Here is an 18,141-nt window from a genome sequence, read left to right as displayed (position 1 = left end):
GGCAGGCGACCGAAAACGCCTTGTTACTCGCGATAACGCGAAACATCCGCGCCGCAAGCTGGAAACGGCTAGCCGCAGAGCCCGAACTGGCTCTCGCCGTCCGCCTTGCGGCAACAACAAAACGGCGGCGTGGCGTTCCCGCCGCGCCGCCGCTCTTCACGGAAGGTTGCCGCGATTTACCAGGCGCGCACGTCGGCCACGCTGACCGTGAACGTGGTCATGCCGGGATCGGGATGAAACATGCGGCCCAGGTCGAAGTTCACCGAATCGCCGGGGGCGATGTTGGAGGTGCCAGCCGGCCACACCTGCTTGCTCTGCAGCACCTTGCCCGAGTCGTCCTTGCCGTCGATGCGGATCTGCGCGGCCGCGGCCGAGGCGCAATTGTTGACCAGCGTGCCCTTCAGGCTCATGCGCGCGCCCGCAGGCACGGGCTTGAAATCCTTGATCGCGAAGTCAGTGGCCGAGCAGGCAGCATGGGCAGCCAGCGGGGCCAGCAACAGGGCGACGGCGGCAACAAAAGCTTTCATGAAGGACTCCAAAGGGGGACTAAGGGGAAACCGCGATGCATCTTTTTTCGGTCGCGCTGCAGAAAACTTTAGCGACCGCACCGGGGGACGCGCCTCGTACGCACGGGCGCTCGCCGGGTCAGTGCAGCACGAACAGCTTGTCGAAGCCGGCGACGCGCAGGGTGCTGCGCAACTCGCCCGAGGCATTGACGATGCGGATGTCGGCGCGGTCCGCGCCGGCGTGTTCGCGCAGCAACAGCAGCATGCCGAGCGCGGAGCTGTCCATTCCGGTGACCTCACCCAGGTCGATCACGTAGCTGCGCGCACGCTTGCCTTCGCCAAGGCAGGCATCGTGGAAATCGCGGTGAATGCTGAAGTCGAAGCGCTCGCCCAGTTGCAGGGTGAGGCAATCGAGCTCGGCGTCGTGTTGGACGATCATGGTGTAGCCCTCAGAAAAGTTCGATCTCGCCGGCGTCCATCGAGTTCTGCAACGCCGGGCCGCGCGAGCGCAGGCGCGCTTTCTCGCGCTGGATCGCCAGCCGGCTGCGCACGCGCTGGGCACGCTCTTCCAGCGCCTCCGCTTCGAGCGGAGTGCAGGCCAGGTCCTCGATGTCGCGCGTGCACTCGCTGGTGATTTCCTGCAGGTCCACCAGGCGCTCGCGGGTCTGACCGATCAGCTGGCGCAGGATGTCTTCGAACTGCAGCGAGCGTACGGTGGTGGAGACGTCGCTGGTGAGGCCGCGGCTGATCTCGACCACCTGGTCGGCCACCTTGTTGGTGCGCGCGTCGCTCTCGGTGACATGCGCCGTCATGGCGTCGATGCCGCCCTTGGCCGACAGCGCCACGTTGAGATCCTGCGAAGCCATCGCGCCGATCAGCCCGCGCAGCTGCTCCATGGCGGTGCGCGCGCGCTCGACGTGGCCGCCGATGCGCTCGTTGAGCTGGTTGGAATTGCTGGCCAGGTTGCGGATCTCGCCGGCCACCACCGCGAAGCCGCGGCCGGATTCGCCGGCACGTGCCGCCTCGATCGCTGCGTTCAGCGCCAGCAGGTTGGTTTCCTCGGCGATGGTGTTGACGTTCTTGAGCAGGCCGAACACCGCATCCATCTCCTTCGCCATGCCGTCGATGCGGTAGACGATGCGCAGGCTTTCGCGTGACATCTGCACGATCATGCCCACGAAGTGTTCCAGCAGATCGCCGGTGCGGGCGGCAAAGTCCTGCACTGACACGCCACCGTCCTGCACGTCGATGATCTGCTTGAGCAGCGACTGCTGCAGCGCGGTCTTGGTGGACAAGCCGTCGAAGCCGCCGCCCAACTCGGAGACGGCGTCGCGCAGCAAATCCAGGCCTTGGTGCAGTTCGCGGGTGGCGTGGCCGAGTTCATCGACCAGCGCGCTGCGCACGTCCTCCATCGCCGCGCGCACCGGCTCCACGCTTGCGCTGGACGCTGCCACGACCGGAGCGGCGACCGGCGCGGCCAGCGACTGTTCGCTGCGCGTCGCAATGAACCAGGCCGCGGTGACGGCCAGCACCGCCAACGGCGCCAGCCACGCCGGGTGCCACAGCAAGGTCAGCAGCAGGACGACGACGCTGGCGATCCAGCCGGCCTGCGGGCGTCGGAAAAGTTGCGCGAGAGTGAATGGCATGATCCGTGATCCGGGTCAGGCGCGCTTGGCGCCGTGGTGGGGGTGGTGCGCCAGCGCGAGCAGGCGATCCGCGATGTGGTCGATCGGCAGCATTTCCGGCGCGGCGCCGAGCTTCCAGGCAGCACCGGGCATGCCCCATACCACCGAACTGGCTTCGTCCTGAACCAGGGTGGGGGCGCCGGCCTGGCGTAGCTCGAGCAGGCCGCGCGCGCCGTCGTCGCCCATGCCGGTGAGCAGGGCACCGATGGTGGAGGCGCCGGCGGTGGCCGCCAGCGAGCGGAACAATACGTCCACGCTGGGGCGGTGCCGATTCACCGGCGGGCCATCGTGCAGGCGGCACACGAACTTGGCACCGTCCCACATCGCCAGCAGATGGTGGCTGCCGGGTGCGATGTAGGCCGTGCCCTGCTGGATCGGCTGACCGTCGCTCGCCTCGCACACGCGCATCGCCGAGCAGCGGTCCATGCGCGCAGCGAATGGACCGCTGAAGGCGGCCGGAATGTGCTGAGTCACCAGGATCGGCGGCGCATCCGGCGGCATCATTTCCAGCACCACGCGCACCGCTTCGGTACCGCCGGTGGAAGCGCCAATGGCGATGATCGGGCTGCCGCCGCGGCTGCCGGGGGCCTGCGAGCGAGGCAGCACCGCATCGGCCGTCAGGCGTGGAGCCACCTCCAGCGGGCGGACGGTGGTGCGCGCCTTGGGCCTGGTCAGCGCCGCGTGCTTGACCTTGGCGCACAGCTCCTGCGCGCTGTCGCCGAAACTGGCGGCGAGATCGGCGTTCGGCTTGGCGTAGAAGTCCACCGCGCCCAACTCGAGTGCGCGCAGGGTGACGTCCGCGCCGGCGGTGGTGAGCGTGGACACCATCACCACCGGCATCGGCCGCAGCCGCATCAGGTTTTCCAGGAAGGTAAGGCCGTCCATGCGCGGCATCTCGACGTCCAGCGTGAGCACGTCGGGATTCAATTGCTTGATTTTCTCGCGGGCGATGAAGGGATCCGGCGCCGTGCCCACCACCTCGATCTCCGGATCACAGGTAAGCATGGTCGACATCAGCTTGCGCACCAATGCGGAATCGTCGACTACAAGTACGCGCACTCTTTCCATTGCTCACCCTGGCTATGCGGGCTGCCGCACCGGAGACACCGGCGTCAGAACAGCTCGACCTCGCCCTTTATCGGATCGTTCGCCAACTGCTTGAGGTAGGTGCGCTCGCCGGCCACCAGCTTCACGTCGTCGCTGCGGCGCAGCTGACGCACGCGCGCCTTGCCACTCTGCGGGAAAAACTGCACCTGGCGCGGATAGATGTCGCCCAGGTCTTCGGCCACCACCTTGAGTTTCTCGGTGGAGATGTAGCGGCGCACGAACTCGATGTTGCGCTGGCCCACATCGCTCATCTGGGCCAGCACGCGGCCGCCGCCGAAGAGCTTGACGCTGAGGTCGGCGCGCTGCGCGCCCGCCTTCAGCAGATCGTTGATGAGGTGTTCCATCGCATCCGAGCCGTAGCGCGCTGCACGACCCACGGTGGAGGCCCAGCTGTCGCTGCCGCCCTTGGATTCGGGCAGCATGAAGTGATTCATGCCGCCGATGCCGCGCACCGGATCGTGGATGCAGGCGGACACGCAGGAGCCGAGCACGGTGCTCACCATTTCCTCCTGCGAACTCACGTAGAACTCGCCCGGCAGCACCTTGACGGTCATGCAGCCCTGCACCGGATCCCAGAACCGCCGCAGATGTTCATAACCGGGCGGCGCCTCGGTCACTGTCGGTACGGTGCGCCGGTCGATCCGGCGCTCGATGCGCTGCGTGTTCATCATCCGCGCTTCCTGTAGGCGGTACGCCCAACCAGCTCGAAGTCCTCGTTGATGCCGTGCAACGACTCGGAGTGGCCAAGGAACAGATAGCCGCCCGCCGGCAGCAGCGCGGCGTAGCGGCTGAACAGCCTCTGCTTGGTCGGCTGATCGAAATAGATCACCACGTTGCGGCAGAAGATCGCGTCGAACGGCCCGCGCATCGGCCACTCGTGCAGCAGGTTGAGCGGCTGCACCGTCACCAGCTCGCGCAGGCGCGGATGCACGCAGGCGTAGCCTTCGTACTCCCCGGCGCCGCGCATCATCCATCGGCGGCGCCGTTCTTCGCTGATGCCGCCGAGTTTGTCCAGCGCGTACACGCCGTTCCGCGCCTGGTCCAGCGCTTGCGGCGACAGGTCGGTGGCGAGGATCTTTGCATCCATGCCGCTGGCGCCGCATTGCTCCAGCACCTCGGCCAGCACCATCGCCATGGCGTAGGGCTCTTCGCCGGTGGAACAACCGGCCGACCATATGCGCAGCCGGCCACCCTCGCTCCGCTTCTTCTTGATCCACTGCGGCAGCAGCTGCTTTTCCATCAGCTCGTAATGGTGCGGCTCGCGGAAGAACGAGGTGACGTTGGTGCTGATGACGCTGGCCAGCTCGCCCAACTCGCCGGCCGGGTCGCTGCGCAGGAATTCGCAATAAGCGGCGTAGTCGGGCAGACGCAGCGCACGCAGGCGCCGCGCCAGCCGCCCCTGCACCAGCTGGCGCTTGTGCTCGCCCAGCGAGATGCCCAGGTGCTCGTACACGAAATCGCGCAGGAAGCGAAACTCGGCATCGCCCAGCAGGATCGCGTCGTCACCGGACGGCGCCTTGCTGCTGGACGCACTGGCGGTGGCGACAGCCATGCTCAGAACTCCTTCCAGGCGCCGGAATCAGCCTCGGCGGCGATGGCACGCGGCGGCGGCGCCTTGCGCACGGCGGCGAACACCGCCTCGGTGGCCTTGGCCACTTCCGCCTTCGCGGGTGCCGGCTTCGCATTCGCCGGCGCACCCGGCTTCGCCGCCGCGGCGCGTCCGGCCAGCCGGAAGAAGCCGACCTGGGCCGTCAGATCCTCGGCCTGCTCCTGCATAGCACGGGCGGCGGCCGAGGCCTGCTCGACCAGGGCGGCGTTCTGCTGGGTCATCTCGTCCATCTGCATCACGGCGTTGTTGACCTGGTCGATGCCAGCGGACTGCTCGTTGCTGGCCGCAGCAATCTCGGCCACGATGTCGGTGACCTTCTTCACGCTTTCGACGATGTCGGCCAACGCCTTGCCGGACTGGTTGACCAGCTCCGAGCCGCTGCGCACCTTCTCCGCGCTCTCGGCGATCAGGGTCTTGATCTCCTTCGCCGCGCCGGCGCTGCGCTGGGCCAGGTTGCGCACCTCGCTGGCCACCACGGCGAAGCCGCGGCCCTGCTCGCCAGCCCGTGCGGCTTCGACCGCCGCGTTCAGCGCCAGCAGGTTGGTCTGGAAGGCGATGTCCTGGATCAGCCCCACGATCTCGCCGATCTTGCGGCTGGAGGCATCGATTTCACCCATCGCGGCGACGGCCCGGCCGGCCACTTCGCCACCCTGCTCGGCCTGCTCGCGTGCACCGCGCGCCAGCTGGTTGGCATGGCTGGCGTTCTCTGCGTTCTGCTTCACGGTGGAGGTCATCTCCTCCATCGACGAAGCGGTTTCCTCGAGGCTGGAGGCCTGTTCCTGCGTGCGCTGGCTGAGGTCGTCGTTGCCGCGTGCGATCTCCTGCGCCGCGCTGTTGACCGCGTCGGAGCCCTGGCGTACCTCGCCCACGATGGCGCTGAGGCGTTCGTCCATTGTGCGGAAGGCTGCAAGCAGGCTGCCCAGCTCGTCGTGCCTTACCACCTTGATGTCGTGGCCCAGCCGCCCCTCGGCGATGGCACTGGCCACCTCCATCAGGCGCTTCAACGCGCCGGTGATCGAGCGGATCAGCAGGACCGCCACCAGTGCCGCGAGGAGCAGGCCGCCGACCATGCCGAACAGCACCAGCGCGCGCACCTTGTTGTAGCGGTCCGACTGGTTGTCGTACGTCTGCTTCACCTCGTCGCGTTGCACCTGGATCAGCTTGTTGAGCTGGTCTATACGCATCATCAGGGCCGGACGCACTTCCATTTCCAAGAGGTCGTGTGCACCGTCATCGCCCTGCGCCAAGGCGCTGCGGACATCGTTCAAGCTGCTGACATAGTCGCCTTCAGTGGCAGTCAACGCCTTGTACTGCTTGGCGACTTCCGGACTCATCTGCACCGCGGCCAACTGCTTGGCCAATCCCGGGAAGTCCGCCTGGTTCTTGTCGAACTCGGCGAGCTTCTGCTTCACCTGGTCGGGTTTGCCGACCACGGAAGCCGCTTCGCCGAGCACGATGAAGTTCATCAGCGACTTGACGCGCAGCTCGGCCATCAGGCTCACCGGCACCATGCCGTTGTCGTAGCTCATGCGCATGCCTTCTTTCTGCCAGGCCATGACGCTCAAACCCGCGACCGCACCCACCACCAGCATGCCCGACAGCAGGCCGACCATGCCGATCAGGCGTCCCTTGACGGAAAGGTTCTGCAGCTTCGAAAAACGGAGACCCAAAACGAATTTCTTGATATTCATCAGCATTCCAGTGTCAGGCGGCAACTTCGACATCGCGAACTCCCGGCAGTACGGTGTTCAGCGTCTCAACGTCTTCGGGGCGCATCAGCTTTTCCACGTCAAGCAGCATCACCATGCGCTCCGCATGGGTGGCGAGCCCCTTCAGGTAGCGGGTATCGACGATGGCGCCCATGTCCGGCACCGGCCTGATCGAGGCCGGGTCCACGTCCACCACGTCGGACACCGCATCGACCACGATGCCGAACAGACGCTCGGCCACGGCCACCACGATCATCACCGTGCTGTCGCCGTAGCTTTCGCGCTCGAGCCCGAAACGCAGGCGCAGATCCATCACCGGCACCACTGCGCCACGCAGGTTCAATACGCCGAGCAGGTAATCGGGGGCTTGCGGGATGCGGGTGACGCGCGACCAGCCGCGGATTTCGCGCACCGACAGGATCTCGACGCCGTACTCCTCACCCGCCAGGCTGAAGGTCAGCTGCTGCACGGTCGGCGCCGTGTCCGCCTTGTCTTCGTACATGGATCATCTACCTCGTGATAGTCATCCCGGGACACCGGATGCGTAAACGGTATCGGCTTGCCCGGCGAACTCTTGAGCGCCCTTGCGACGGCGCCCCGTCTCAGAACTCGGTCCAACCGCCATCGGCACGCGCAGCCGCGGCTGCAGGCGGCCGCGCCGGGCGCGCCAGCTCGCGCGACGTCGACACCTTGCGTGCCGCCACCGGCACCGGCTTGATCGCCTGCACCTCCTGCACCGCCTCGGCCTTGGCCATGGCGCCGTCCAGCCGGAAGAACGCCGTCTGCCGCCGCAGCCCCGCCGCCTGCTCCTGCATCGCCTGCGCCGCCGCAGCCGCCTGTTCCACCAGCGCCGCGTTCTGCTGCGTCACTTCATCCATCTGCATCACCGCCCGGTTCACCTGGTCGATGCCCGACGATTGCTCCTGGCTCGCCGCCGCGATCTCCGCCACGATGTCGGTGACCTTGCGCACGCTCTCCACGATTTCCGACAGCGCCGTGCCGGTCTGCCCCACCAACGCGCCGCCGGCTTCCACCCGCTCCACGCTCTCGCCGATCAGCGCCTTGATCTCTTTCGCCGCCGCCGCGCTGCGCTGCGACAGGCTGCGCACCTCGCTCGCCACCACCGCAAAGCCACGGCCCTGTTCCCCTGCGCGCGCCGCTTCCACCGCCGCATTCAGCGAGAGCAGGTTGGTCTGGAACGCGATCTCGTCGATCAGGCCCACGATGTCGCTGATCTTCCGGCTCGAGGCCGTGATCTCCGCCATCGCCGATACCGCCTGCGACGCCACCTTGCCGCCGCGCTCGGCCTGCTCCCGCGCGCCGCCCGCCAACTGGTTGGCATGGCTCGCGTTTTCCGCGTTCTGCTTCACCGTCGCGGTCATCTCTTCCATCGAGGCCGCGGTCTCTTCCAGGCTCGATGCCTGCTCCTGGGTACGCTGGCTCAGGTCGTCGTTGCCGCGCGCGATCTCCAGCGCTGCGCCGCTCACCACCTGCGAGCCCTGCTGCACCTGTCCGATCACCTCCACCAGCTTCACGTGCAGCCGCTGCATCGCGTGCATCATGCTGCCCGGCGGGAGCTCGAGCTTCTCCGCCCCGCCCAGCGACAGGTCTCCGTCCGCCATCCGCCCGGTCATCTCCACCGCGAACGACGGCTCGCCTCCAATGCTTCGCCGGATGCTGCTCATCGACAGCCAGACCAGCGCGATCACCAGCGCACCCAGCAGGCCGGCCCACGCCAGGTTCACCAACAGGTCGTGGCGAAATTTCGCATCGATGTCGTCGAAATAGGCGCCTGCCGCGAAGTTGAGACCCCACGGCTTGAACAGCTGCGAATAGGTGATTTTGTCCTTGCTGCTGCCGTCGGGCATTTTCTGCGTATAGCGGATCAGGTCCTGGCCATCCTTGACGTCGGCCTCCGACATCATCCGGTAGTGCGGCATGCCCTTCGCATCGGTCTCGGCGCTGATGTCCTTGCCGGTCCAGTCGGGCCGCAACGGATGCATGCGCATCACCAGGTCCGTGCCGAACACGAAGACGTAGCCGCTGCCCTTGTCCCAGCGGATGTTGCCGATCTGCGCCAGTGCCCGCCGCCGGGCTTCAGCCTCGCTGAACTCGCCTTTCCCGGCGCGTACGTGGTAGCCCTGCGCGATTTCCGCCGCCGATTCGATCTCGCCTTGCAGCCGATGCTCCAGGTCCACCATCTGCACCGACCGGCTCTGCCATGCGTTCATCACGGTAAGCGCGGTCAGGCCGGCCAGCACTACCACGATCACGACGACCACGCGGGCATGCAGGCTCAAACTGCCGAGCGACCACTTCTTTCTTTCCATCGCACCAACCTCACATCATGGATGCCGGCCGCGATGCCTCGGCATCGGGCGCGCCGGAAACCCAGAATCAGAACTCTGTCCAACCGCTATCGGCACGCGCAGCCGCAGCTGCAGGCGGCCGCGCCGGGCGCGCCAGCTCGCGCGACGCCGACACCTTGCGTGCCGCCACCGGCACCGGCTTGATCGCCTGCACCTCCTGCACCTCCTGCACCGCCTCGGCCTTGGCCATGCCGTCCAGCCGGAAGAACGCCGTCTGCCGCCGCAGCGCCGCCGCCTGCTCCTGCATCGCCTGCGCCGCCGCGGCCGCCTGTTCCACCAGCGCCGCGTTCTGCTGCGTCACTTCATCCATCTGCATCACCGCCCGGTTCACCTGGTCGATGCCCGACGATTGCTCCTGGCTCGCCGCCGCGATCTCCGCCACGATGTCGGTGACCTTGCGCACGCTCTCCACGATTTCCGACAGCGCCGTGCCGGTCTGCCCCACCAACGCGCCGCCGGCTTCCACCCGCTCCACGCTCTCGCCGATCAGCGCCTTGATCTCTTTCGCCGCCGCCGCGCTGCGCTGCGACAGGCTGCGCACCTCGCTCGCCACTACCGCAAAGCCACGGCCCTGTTCCCCTGCACGCGCCGCTTCCACCGCCGCATTCAGCGAGAGCAGGTTGGTCTGGAACGCGATCTCGTCGATCAGGCCCACGATGTCGCTGATCTTCCGGCTCGAGGCCGTGATCTCCGCCATCGCCGATACCGCCTGCGACGCCACCTTGCCGCCGCGCTCGGCCTGCTCCCGCGCGCCGCCCGCCAACTGGTTGGCATGGCTCGCGTTTTCCGCGTTCTGCTTCACCGTCGCGGTCATCTCCTCCATCGAGGCCGCGGTCTCTTCCAGGCTCGATGCCTGCTCCTGGGTACGCTGGCTCAGGTCGTCGTTGCCGCGCGCGATCTCCAGCGCTGCGCCGCTCACCACCTGCGAGCCCTGCTGCACCTGCCCGATCACCTCCACCAGCTTCACGTGCAGCCGCTGCATCGCGTGCATCATGCTGCCCGGCGGGAGCTCGAGCTTCTCCGCCCCGCCCAGCGACAGGTCGCCGTCCGCCATCCGCCCGGTCATCTCCACTGCGAACGACGGCTCGCCTCCGATGCTTCGCCGGATGCTGCTCATCGACAGCCACACCAGCGCGATCACCAGCGCGCCCACCGCGCTGGCCCACAGCAAATCCAGGGTCAGTTCGCGATGGAACTGCGCGTCGATGTCGTCGAAATAGGCGCCCGTGCCGATGTGCACGTTCCACGGCTTGAACGGTTGCGAATACGCCATCTTGCCCACGACTTTCATGCTGGGCGGCTTCGGCCAGTCGTAATAGGTGATGCCACCGCCATCCTTCGCATCGACGTCGTGGATGGCCTGATAGAGCAACACGCCGTTCTGGTCGGCCGTGTCGCGCACGTTGCTGCCTTCGCTTTTCAGCAACACCGGGTGCATCAGCAAGGTGTAGTCGTCGCCGAACACGAAGATGTATCCGGCCCCGTTGTTCCAGCGCATTGCGCGGAGCTGCGCCAATGCCTGCTTCTCGGCTTCCGCCTCGCTGAACTCGCCTTTCTGCGCGCGGTCATGGAAACCTTGCGCCACCGACACCGCGGACTCGATATGGCCGCGCAACAGGTTCTGCAATCCATCCATCTGCTTGGTGCGGCTTTGCAGGGCGTTCATCAAGGTGAGGCCGAACAGGCCGGCCACCACCACCACGACCACCAGCACCGTCCGCGCGTTGACGCTCAGGCGATGGAACGACCAGTTCGCGGACGACATCTGCCTTCCCCCTGTTTCGCGCACCAATCGGCGATCAGGCTGCCTTGCTGCGTCGCCCGAGGCGCGCCACCCCCCCCACGTCGACAATCAGCGCCACCGAACCGTCACTGACGATGGTGGCGCCCGATACGCCTTGCACCCGCTCGTAATGCTTTTCCAGCGACTTGATGACCGCCTGCTGTTGACCGACCAGTTCATCGACCAGCAAACCAACACGCTGACCCTCGTCCTCCACCACCACCACGATGCCGCGCTCGACCTCCGCGATGGCATTGGCGCAACCGAAGGCGCGGTGCAGCCGGATGACCGGCAGGTACTCCCCGCGGAACTGGAATACTTCGCCGCCGCCGGCAATCTTGCGCACGGCATCGGCCGGCAGGCGCAGCGATTCGACGATGGAGATCAGCGGCACGATGTAGCGTTCCTCGCCCACCTCGGTGACCAGGCCATCGATGATGGCCAGCGTCAACGGCAAGGCGATGGTGAAGGTGCTGCCCTTGCCTGCCACGCTCTTCACGCTCACGCTGCCGCCGAGGTCGCGCACGTTGCGGCGCACGACATCCATGCCTACGCCGCGACCGGAAAGGTCGGTGGCCTGCGCTGCGGTGGAGAAGCCGGGCTGGAAGATCAGTTCGGCCACTTCGTCGTCGCTGAGCTGGTGGCCTGGCTTGACCAGGCCGCGCTCGATGCCCTTGGCAAGGATGCGCTCGTGGTTGAGTCCGGCACCGTCGTCGCTGATGCGTACCACGATGTTGCCGCCTTCGTGATGCGCATCCAGCGTGAGCGTGCCGGCCTCGGGCTTGCCCGCGGCACGCCGCTGCGCGGGCATCTCCAGACCGTGGTCGATGGCATTGCGCACCAGGTGCACCAACGGATCGCCGATCTTCTCCAGTACCGTCTTGTCCAGCTCGGTTTGCTCGCCTTGCAGTTCCAGCCTCACCTGCTTGCCCAGCTTGCGTTCGAGGTCGCGCACCAGCCGCGGGAAGCGGTTGAACACGGAGCCGATCGGCAGCATGCGGATGCGCATCACGCTTTCCTGCAATTCGCGCGTGTTGCGTTCGAGCTGGGCCAGGCCTTCGCGCAACCGCTCCAGCTGCGACAGGTCGAAGTTCTCGCCAATGTTGTTGAGCATGGACTGCGTGATGACCAGCTCGCCCATCATGTCGATCAAGGCATCGACCTTGTCGATACCCACGCGGATCGATCCTCCCTCGCCACCGCCACCGCCGGCCGCGGCCGCTTCGCGGGCGGGCGCAGCCGCGGGAACCACGGCGGAAGGGGCGGAAGAGACGGGGGCTGCGGCTGGTGCGGCCTGTTCTGCCGGCGACGCGGCCAGCGGTTCGATGGCGAGCTCGCAATCGCCGTCCAGCCATTCGAACACCGCATCGAGATCGCCGCGCGCCACCGCGCCGTGCAGGCGCAATTCCCAGCCCATGTAGCACTGGCTTGGGTCTAGCGCCGCGAAATCCGCAGGAGCAGCGTCGCTGACGAAGGCGCGCACCACTTCAAGCGTTCCGAGCTGTTGCAACTCCCGGAACAGGCGCAACGGCTCGTTGCCGGTCTGCAGCAGGTGGGGCATCGCGACGAAACGGATGTCCCAGCCGGCTACCGGCGCGGCAGTGGCCTTTGCGGCCGCAGGCGCGGCCGCGATCTTGCCTTCCACCAGCTCCGTCAATTCAGCGCGCAATGCCTCGCTGGTCGCATCGGCCGCGGGCTGGTGCTTGGCGGTGCGGTCGAGCATGGCACGCAGGCAATCGACCGAGCGCAGCAGGAGATCGGTCAGGCCGGTGTCCACTGCGCGACGCTCGCTGCGCACCTCTTCCAGCAGCGATTCGGCCACGTGGGTGAACGCGGCCACGTCGGCGAAGCCGAACGTTGCCGCGCCGCCCTTGATGGAGTGCGCCGCACGGAAGATGGTGTGCACCAACTCGTGGTCGGTCGAACCCGAGTCCAGTGCCAGCAATGCCGCCTCCATCGCGTCGAGGCCTTCCAGGCTTTCTTCGAAGAAGGTCTTGTGGAACTGTGACAGGTCGACCGCGCCCATGTGTTCTTCCTCAGCCCAGCACGCGCTTGACGGTCGCCAGCAATTGTTCGGGATCGAACGGCTTGACCAGCCAGCCGGTGGCGCCGGCGGCCTTGCCTTCCATCTTCTTCTCGGTGTTCGATTCGGTGGTGAGCATCAGGATGGGGACGCCCTGGTACTCGGGCTTGGCGCGCAACGCGCGCACCATGCTGATGCCGTCCATCACGGGCATGTTGACGTCGGCCAGCACCAGGTCGAACGCACCCGCGCCGGCCGCGTCCAGCGCCAGCTGGCCATTCTCGGCCTCGGTCACCTCGTGGCCCGCGCCACGCAGGGTGAAGGCCACCATGCCGCGCATCGAAGCCGAATCGTCTACCGCCAGGATCTTTGCCATGCTCCCACCTCGTTAGGCCGGCCCGACGGCCGGCAGTTCCAGAATCCGCGCCAGCCCCAACAGGCTGGCTGCATCGTTCAAAGCCGTGCTGACGGAGCGCCAGGACAGCGTGCCGCCGCGCGCGTCAAGCGCGCGTCGAAACAGCACCAGCAATTGCAGCGCGGCCGTGTCCACGCGCTCCACCTGGCTGCCGTCGAACTCGATCGCGCCACCGCGCAGCGCCTCCGACAATTCGGCTTGCAGCACGGCCTGGGCACCTATGCGGCAGTCCGCCGGCAGTACCACCGTCGCCACTTCGTCGTGCTGCTCGCCATCCCGCTTTGCTGCCCGTTTGCCGGCCATGCCTTGCGCTCCGTTCGCGCCCGATGGCGCTGACAAATGGGCTTATCGACCGCCACGGGGCATGCTTTAGGGACAGGAGCCCGTTTCCCAGGCACCACGCATCCGGAGCGCACGGGCATACGGACCATATGCGGCGATGGCGCAGGCGCGCCTGGATCCGCCCGATCTCCCGGATCCGTCTCTGAACGGCACTGACCAGACGAGCGGACGCCGACTGTTTGCGATCGGAAGGCAATCCGCGGGGCGCTTGGCGGTTGGGGACAGCTCCGGCTTGTAGAATCGCCTCAAGTTTCTGCGCAATTGGCCGATTTCCAACGGGACAACCCTAGCCGTGTCCGCAATCCACTTGCAGGAACCACTTTGAACATCCAGCCGATCACCAGTGTTGCCGCCCTGACCTGGGCCGGCGCTGCCGCAGGCAGCGCGGCGCAGAGTTGGCGCATTGGCAGTGTGCTGCTGGCGCGACCGCTGGGCCTGAGCCCGCAGGGCTTGCAGGTGGTGCAGATCGGCAACATCGCGGTGGAAACGGACGTGGCGGGCGGCCAACTGCCGGCGCAGTTCCAGGTGCGCGTATTGAGCCTTGGCCCCCTGCCGCAAATGGAGGTGGTCGGGCAGCAGTCCTTCGATCCCGTCCTGCAGCGCGCCCTGCGCGAAAGCCTGCCGCAGCAGAATGGTTACGCGCCCTTGCTGGCCACGCTCGATGCATTGGCGGAGCGACCCGTGCTGCGCCTGCTGCCACCCGACCTGCGCGGCGCGCTAGCCATGCTGGAACAGGCCATGCACAGCCCGGCGGAAATCGCCAGCGGCGAAGGCCTGCGTATGGCTATCGAACGCAGCGGCGTGTTCCTCGAATCCCTGCTCGCCAATCCGCAAAGCTATACCGCGGCACCCATGCAGGACGACTGGAAGGCGGCGCTGCTGCGCCTGGCCAGCGTACTGCTCGACCGGGTCGATACTGCCCCGGAGACTCCGAACAACCCAGGCGACACCCAGGTTGAATACGAGGGGGCATATGCCAGCACCCCGCGTACAGCCGCGGCGGCACCGGACAGCCGCAGCGATACCCCGCCTCCGCTGCTGCAGCGGGGCCTGCAGGCACAGCCGCGCGCGGAGCTGCCGCCGGCGCTGCTGGACGACAACGTGCAACCCCTGCTGGATCGCCTGCAAGGCGACGTGCGCGGCGCACTGGCGCGGATCGAGGTGGCGCAACTGGAGTCCGGCAACGGGCCGCTGCCGGCATGGATGATCGAGATCCCGTTGCAGGGCGAGCATGGCCGCGACGTGCTGCAGTTGCGGTTGGAATACACCGCCGACGCCAACGACGGCAGCCGCGGCTGGAACCTCGGCTTCGCACTCGACCTGCCCGCGCTGGGCGCGGTGCAAGGCGAACTGCAATTGCGCGAACCGCGCCTTTCGGTGCGTCTGTGGGCCGCCCAGTCCGATACCGTGCAGCGATTGGAACGCCAGTTCACCGCCCTGCGCCATCGGCTGGCCGCCTGCGGCCTGCTGCTCGACCAATTGAGCTGCCAGCTTGGCTTGCCCGAGCCGCCGAACCGCTACAGCGCCGTGCTGCTGCAGGCCACCGCATGAACACGCCAACCTTCACCGCGCCCCCACGCAAGGTCACCCTGCGCCTGTCGGGCGGCAGCAGCAGCGAATCCCGCGCGATACCGCCCGAATCGCTGGAAGCCATGCGCGCACGGGCACAGGCCCTCGGCCTGCCGCTGCACCCTGACCCGCAGATCGCCGCCCTGCTGGCCGGCCTGCGCCTGCGCGACGACGTACCGGTGCTGCTTTACGCCGCGGCGGCCTCCGTGCTGGCCGCGGTCTACGACGCGGCGGAAGAGCCGCAGGGCTGAGAGCCTGTTCAAAATTCTTGGCGAGGGTTTGTTGTTATGAACAAAACCATCTTGTCGTTTTTTCTTTTTTTTAATTTGAACAGCTTGGTTATAGCCTCAGATTACGACATTAGATTAATTAACGTTCCCCCGCTGAAAGTTGGGCCGACAACGTACATTGGCACACGCTTGGACGACTTGAATTCAGATCAAAATAGAGGGCGCGTTGTTGTTGAAATTTACGAATACTATGCTGCGAATGATAGCAATCTAAGGTGGGTTTATTCTTTCCACAATTTACTCGCTGGAAGCGAGATAGCGCTTATGGGTAAAAAATATCTGGTGGACAGCATAAATTACAATCATTCATCTTCTTCAGGAGAAATGAAAAAAGAATTACCCCTAGGCCTAGGGGCCGAACTGTTAGGTGGCTGCAATCAACATTGCGATGATTTTGTCGGAATAACAAGCGAAGGATCCGACATATCGACATCTAAAAATGAAACCATCGTCCTTGAAAAGGGATATGACGTGACATTTTATGATTATTCGCCCGACATGAATAATTCAAGCGAGTTACATGTAAAATTTGATTCTTTTGGAATTGATTCATCAGGAAAGTATTATGGAATAATTTCATGGAGACGTCGTACTGAATTATCTAATTTTAGTATGCTCGCGCAAAATCATGACATGTACTGGTCTTCCGACTGGTTTCAGGCGACGGTTCATTTAGGTAAAATTATAGACCTCCCTCACGTCGGTCGTTTTCGAGTGGAGTCTATACTTCCCTCTCAAAAGGGACGTACTGATTGGATGGTCATCGTTCCCGAAAAAAAGAGTCGGTCGACGATTAAGGGACAGAGGCGTTGAGTTCCATCAAAAACTAAGCCACATGCACGCTGCAAATTGGCAAAGGCGGACTGGAGAGCATCGATGGGTATCCAAGCGGTGCGCTTCCGCCACCGCTCGTCCGGCATCAAGCTTCCGACAGTTGGAACGTGGACACCGCGCTGCTCAATTCGCGCGCCTGCTCATTGAGCGACTGCGCAGCCGCGGCGGCTTCTTCCACCAATGCCGCGTTCTGCTGCGTCATGCGGTCCATCTGCGTCACGGCCTGGTCGACTTGCTCGATGCCGCGACTCTGCTCCTCGGACGCCGCAGCGATTTCGGCGACGATGTCGGACACGCGGCGGATCGCCTGCCTGACCTGCCCCATGGCCTCGCCGGCTTCCGCTGCCTGCTTCGCGCCGCCTTCGACCATCGACACCGACGCACCGATCAGCTCCTTGATCTCCTTCGCCGAAACCGCCGAACGTTGCGCGAGGCTGCGCACCTCGCTCGCCACCACTGCGAAGCCGCGGCCCTGCTCGCCTGCGCGCGCCGCCTCCACCGCCGCGTTGAGCGCGAGGATGTTGGTCTGGAACGCGATGCCTTCGATCACGGCGGTGATCTCGGAAATCTTGGACGAGTTGCCGCTGATTTCGCCGATGGTGGTGACCATGGCCTGCACCGCGTCGTTGCCGCTGTCCGCCAAACGGCTGGCGCCGTTCGCCAGGTTGTTGGCCTGCTTGGCGTTGTGCGCATTGTGCTTCACCGTCTCGGTCAGCTCGGTCATGCTGGCCGCGGTTTCTTCCAGCGACGCAGCCTGCTCCTCGGTGCGCGAGGAGAGATCCAGGTTGCCGGTGGCGATTTCGTCCGAGGCCTGCGCCACCGCACTGGATGAGGCCTGGATACGGCGCACAGTCGAGGACAATTGCTCGTCCATCGTTTTCAGCGCCGTCAGCAACTGGCCGAATTCGCCGCCGACATCGACTTTCAGGCGGTTGTCCAGCCGGCCGCCGGCGATCTCGCCGGCCACGCCGATGGCGCGCTCCAGCGGGCGCAACACCGCGCGCAGCAGCCATATGCTGGCGACGATGGCGATGAGCAGGCCGACGACGACGAGGATGATCGCAACGGTGAGGATCGTGTGGTACGTCGAACCGACCTGCATCATCGCGTCCGCGGCCTGTGCCCGATTGTTCGCCACATCCTCGTCGAGGGCCGCGCTCAGCGCCTCGGCGCCATCGAGGCTCTGGTCGATGAGCCGAACCGCATCGTCATGCTTGCCGGCCTTGAAGGCCGCCATGGTCTGATCCGCGGCCCCCGTGAACACCGGCAGCGCGGCATTGATCTTATCGGCAATGACCCGCTCGTCGCTGCGGGTCACCCAGGCCGGGTAGTAGTGATTCCAGGCCTTCTGGATACGCGCCTCGTCTTTTCCGATGGCAGCGGTAGCGGAGGCGATGGTGGCGTCGTCCGGCTTCGCCTGCGCCAAGCGGTACTGCAGGCGCATGTCGCTCTGCGCGGAACGCACTTCGCCGAGATCGATGATGATCACGGTGTTGCTTTGATACATGTCCGTGGCAAGGCCGTCGACTTCATGCAGGCCCACGGCGCCGAACGTGCCGATGACCGCCATCAGCACGACGCAGAGACCCAATGCCAGGATGATCTTGAACCGAACCGTTTGCAGCATGCTGCCCATGGGATTCCCTGAGTGATTGTGCAGGCTGCGGCACGCTCCTGAAGCAGCACCCGTCAGGCAATCGCGACATCGCGCGCCCCCATCACGGTAGAGGCGGTATCGGCGGGGAAATGGGCGGCTTGAGGCATCAAGCTATTGATTTTTCAAGCAACAATTTGCGCTATTGCGCAATTTATCGCGAAGACGGGACACCCACGCAGTCGCTGCGCCGGCACGCCTCGCATGCACGGCGATCCTGCACTCATCCTATGGACGCCCACCGCG

Annotated in this window: 17 protein-coding genes; 3 read left to right on the top strand and 14 right to left on the bottom strand. The window is 65.6% G+C overall.

Annotated elements, in window-relative coordinates:
- Positions 1-176 precede the first annotated feature (176 nt).
- The 13 genes from IHE49_RS15825 to IHE49_RS15765 all read right to left on the bottom strand — a co-directional run bounded on the left by IHE49_RS15825 (position 177) and on the right by IHE49_RS15765 (position 13,509).
- Positions 177-527, bottom strand: coding sequence for a hypothetical protein (locus IHE49_RS15825; protein ID WP_192159668.1), 351 nt, complete (start codon positions 525-527; stop codon positions 177-179).
- A gap of 118 nt (positions 528-645) precedes the next feature.
- Positions 646-945 (bottom strand): STAS domain-containing protein, encoded by a 300-nt coding sequence (locus tag IHE49_RS15820; RefSeq protein ID WP_192159666.1) that lies wholly within the window; start codon positions 943-945, stop codon positions 646-648.
- 10 nt (positions 946-955) lie between these two features.
- Positions 956-2,152 carry a methyl-accepting chemotaxis protein gene (locus IHE49_RS15815; RefSeq protein ID WP_192159664.1) on the bottom strand — a complete coding sequence of 399 codons (1,197 nt, stop codon included), beginning with the start codon at positions 2,150-2,152 and terminating at the stop codon, positions 956-958.
- Positions 2,153-2,167: 15 nt separating this feature from the next.
- Positions 2,168-3,259 (bottom strand): chemotaxis response regulator protein-glutamate methylesterase, encoded by a 1,092-nt coding sequence (locus tag IHE49_RS15810; protein ID WP_192159662.1) that lies wholly within the window; start codon positions 3,257-3,259, stop codon positions 2,168-2,170.
- Positions 3,260-3,303: 44 nt separating this feature from the next.
- Complete coding sequence (cheD, locus tag IHE49_RS15805; protein ID WP_192159660.1) at positions 3,304-3,966, bottom strand: chemoreceptor glutamine deamidase CheD; 663 nt, start codon at positions 3,964-3,966, stop codon at positions 3,304-3,306.
- Positions 3,966-4,850 carry a CheR family methyltransferase gene (locus IHE49_RS15800; RefSeq protein ID WP_192159658.1) on the bottom strand — a complete coding sequence of 295 codons (885 nt, stop codon included), beginning with the start codon at positions 4,848-4,850 and terminating at the stop codon, positions 3,966-3,968. Before IHE49_RS15800 ends, cheD begins: the two co-directional genes overlap by 1 nt.
- Before the next feature lie 2 nt (positions 4,851-4,852).
- A complete protein-coding gene (locus IHE49_RS15795) occupies positions 4,853-6,598 on the bottom strand; it encodes a methyl-accepting chemotaxis protein (RefSeq protein WP_192159655.1) in 1,746 nt (581 codons plus the stop codon).
- Between the two features lie 13 nt (positions 6,599-6,611).
- On the bottom strand, positions 6,612-7,118 hold the full coding sequence (locus IHE49_RS15790; RefSeq protein ID WP_192159653.1) for a chemotaxis protein CheW: 507 nt from the start codon (positions 7,116-7,118) through the stop codon (positions 6,612-6,614).
- A 100-nt stretch (positions 7,119-7,218) separates the two neighbouring features.
- Positions 7,219-8,946, bottom strand: coding sequence for a methyl-accepting chemotaxis protein (locus IHE49_RS15785; RefSeq protein ID WP_225578493.1), 1,728 nt, complete (start codon positions 8,944-8,946; stop codon positions 7,219-7,221).
- 67 nt (positions 8,947-9,013) lie between these two features.
- The gene (locus IHE49_RS15780; RefSeq protein WP_225578492.1) at positions 9,014-10,750 is read right to left on the bottom strand and encodes a methyl-accepting chemotaxis protein; all 1,737 of its coding nucleotides are present in this window, start codon (positions 10,748-10,750) and stop codon (positions 9,014-9,016) included.
- A gap of 34 nt (positions 10,751-10,784) precedes the next feature.
- Positions 10,785-12,794 (bottom strand): chemotaxis protein CheA, encoded by a 2,010-nt coding sequence (locus IHE49_RS15775; RefSeq protein ID WP_192159651.1) that lies wholly within the window; start codon positions 12,792-12,794, stop codon positions 10,785-10,787.
- Between the two features lie 10 nt (positions 12,795-12,804).
- Complete coding sequence (locus IHE49_RS15770) at positions 12,805-13,167, bottom strand: response regulator (RefSeq protein ID WP_192159649.1); 363 nt, start codon at positions 13,165-13,167, stop codon at positions 12,805-12,807.
- Positions 13,168-13,179: 12 nt separating this feature from the next.
- Positions 13,180-13,509 (bottom strand): STAS domain-containing protein, encoded by a 330-nt coding sequence (locus IHE49_RS15765; RefSeq protein WP_192159647.1) that lies wholly within the window; start codon positions 13,507-13,509, stop codon positions 13,180-13,182.
- 360 nt (positions 13,510-13,869) lie between these two features.
- On the opposite strand from IHE49_RS15765, the gene IHE49_RS15760 reads away from it, so the two are divergent.
- From IHE49_RS15760 to IHE49_RS15750, 3 genes are read left to right on the top strand one after another with little or no spacing between them, the layout of a single operon-like run.
- Complete coding sequence (locus IHE49_RS15760) at positions 13,870-15,099, top strand: flagellar hook-length control protein FliK (RefSeq protein ID WP_192159645.1); 1,230 nt, start codon at positions 13,870-13,872, stop codon at positions 15,097-15,099.
- The gene (locus tag IHE49_RS15755) at positions 15,096-15,368 is read left to right on the top strand and encodes a flagellar biosynthesis protein (RefSeq protein WP_192159643.1); all 273 of its coding nucleotides are present in this window, start codon (positions 15,096-15,098) and stop codon (positions 15,366-15,368) included. The genes IHE49_RS15760 and IHE49_RS15755 overlap by 4 nt, the downstream gene beginning before the upstream one ends.
- A gap of 36 nt (positions 15,369-15,404) precedes the next feature.
- Positions 15,405-16,220, top strand: coding sequence for a hypothetical protein (locus IHE49_RS15750; protein WP_192159641.1), 816 nt, complete (start codon positions 15,405-15,407; stop codon positions 16,218-16,220).
- 106 nt (positions 16,221-16,326) lie between these two features.
- Here the strand turns inward: IHE49_RS15750 and IHE49_RS15745 are convergent, their stop codons facing one another.
- Entirely contained in the window at positions 16,327-17,868 is a 1,542-nt protein-coding gene (locus IHE49_RS15745) for a methyl-accepting chemotaxis protein (RefSeq protein ID WP_225578491.1), read from the bottom strand.
- Between the last annotated feature and the right edge of the window lie 273 nt (positions 17,869-18,141).

The organism is Rhodanobacter sp. 7MK24 (genome assembly GCF_014842995.1).
Taxonomy (GTDB): domain Bacteria; phylum Pseudomonadota; class Gammaproteobacteria; order Xanthomonadales; family Rhodanobacteraceae; genus Rhodanobacter_A.
This window is presented reverse-complemented; position numbering and strand designations above follow the sequence as displayed.

Coding starts and splice junctions, on each gene's coding strand:
- IHE49_RS15825 (WP_192159668.1), bottom strand. CDS start 527: ATGAAAGCTTTTGTTGCCGCCGTCGCCCTGTTGCTGGCCCCGCTGGCT.
- IHE49_RS15820 (WP_192159666.1), bottom strand. CDS start 945: ATGATCGTCCAACACGACGCCGAGCTCGATTGCCTCACCCTGCAACTG.
- IHE49_RS15815 (WP_192159664.1), bottom strand. CDS start 2,152: ATGCCATTCACTCTCGCGCAACTTTTCCGACGCCCGCAGGCCGGCTGG.
- IHE49_RS15810 (WP_192159662.1), bottom strand. CDS start 3,259: ATGGAAAGAGTGCGCGTACTTGTAGTCGACGATTCCGCATTGGTGCGC.
- cheD (WP_192159660.1), bottom strand. CDS start 3,966: ATGAACACGCAGCGCATCGAGCGCCGGATCGACCGGCGCACCGTACCG.
- IHE49_RS15800 (WP_192159658.1), bottom strand. CDS start 4,850: ATGGCTGTCGCCACCGCCAGTGCGTCCAGCAGCAAGGCGCCGTCCGGT.
- IHE49_RS15795 (WP_192159655.1), bottom strand. CDS start 6,598: ATGAATATCAAGAAATTCGTTTTGGGTCTCCGTTTTTCGAAGCTGCAG.
- IHE49_RS15790 (WP_192159653.1), bottom strand. CDS start 7,118: ATGTACGAAGACAAGGCGGACACGGCGCCGACCGTGCAGCAGCTGACC.
- IHE49_RS15785 (WP_225578493.1), bottom strand. CDS start 8,946: ATGGAAAGAAAGAAGTGGTCGCTCGGCAGTTTGAGCCTGCATGCCCGC.
- IHE49_RS15780 (WP_225578492.1), bottom strand. CDS start 10,750: ATGTCGTCCGCGAACTGGTCGTTCCATCGCCTGAGCGTCAACGCGCGG.
- IHE49_RS15775 (WP_192159651.1), bottom strand. CDS start 12,794: ATGGGCGCGGTCGACCTGTCACAGTTCCACAAGACCTTCTTCGAAGAA.
- IHE49_RS15770 (WP_192159649.1), bottom strand. CDS start 13,167: ATGGCAAAGATCCTGGCGGTAGACGATTCGGCTTCGATGCGCGGCATG.
- IHE49_RS15765 (WP_192159647.1), bottom strand. CDS start 13,509: ATGGCCGGCAAACGGGCAGCAAAGCGGGATGGCGAGCAGCACGACGAA.
- IHE49_RS15755 (WP_192159643.1), top strand. CDS start 15,096: ATGAACACGCCAACCTTCACCGCGCCCCCACGCAAGGTCACCCTGCGC.
- IHE49_RS15750 (WP_192159641.1), top strand. CDS start 15,405: ATGAACAAAACCATCTTGTCGTTTTTTCTTTTTTTTAATTTGAACAGC.
- IHE49_RS15745 (WP_225578491.1), bottom strand. CDS start 17,868: ATGCTGCAAACGGTTCGGTTCAAGATCATCCTGGCATTGGGTCTCTGC.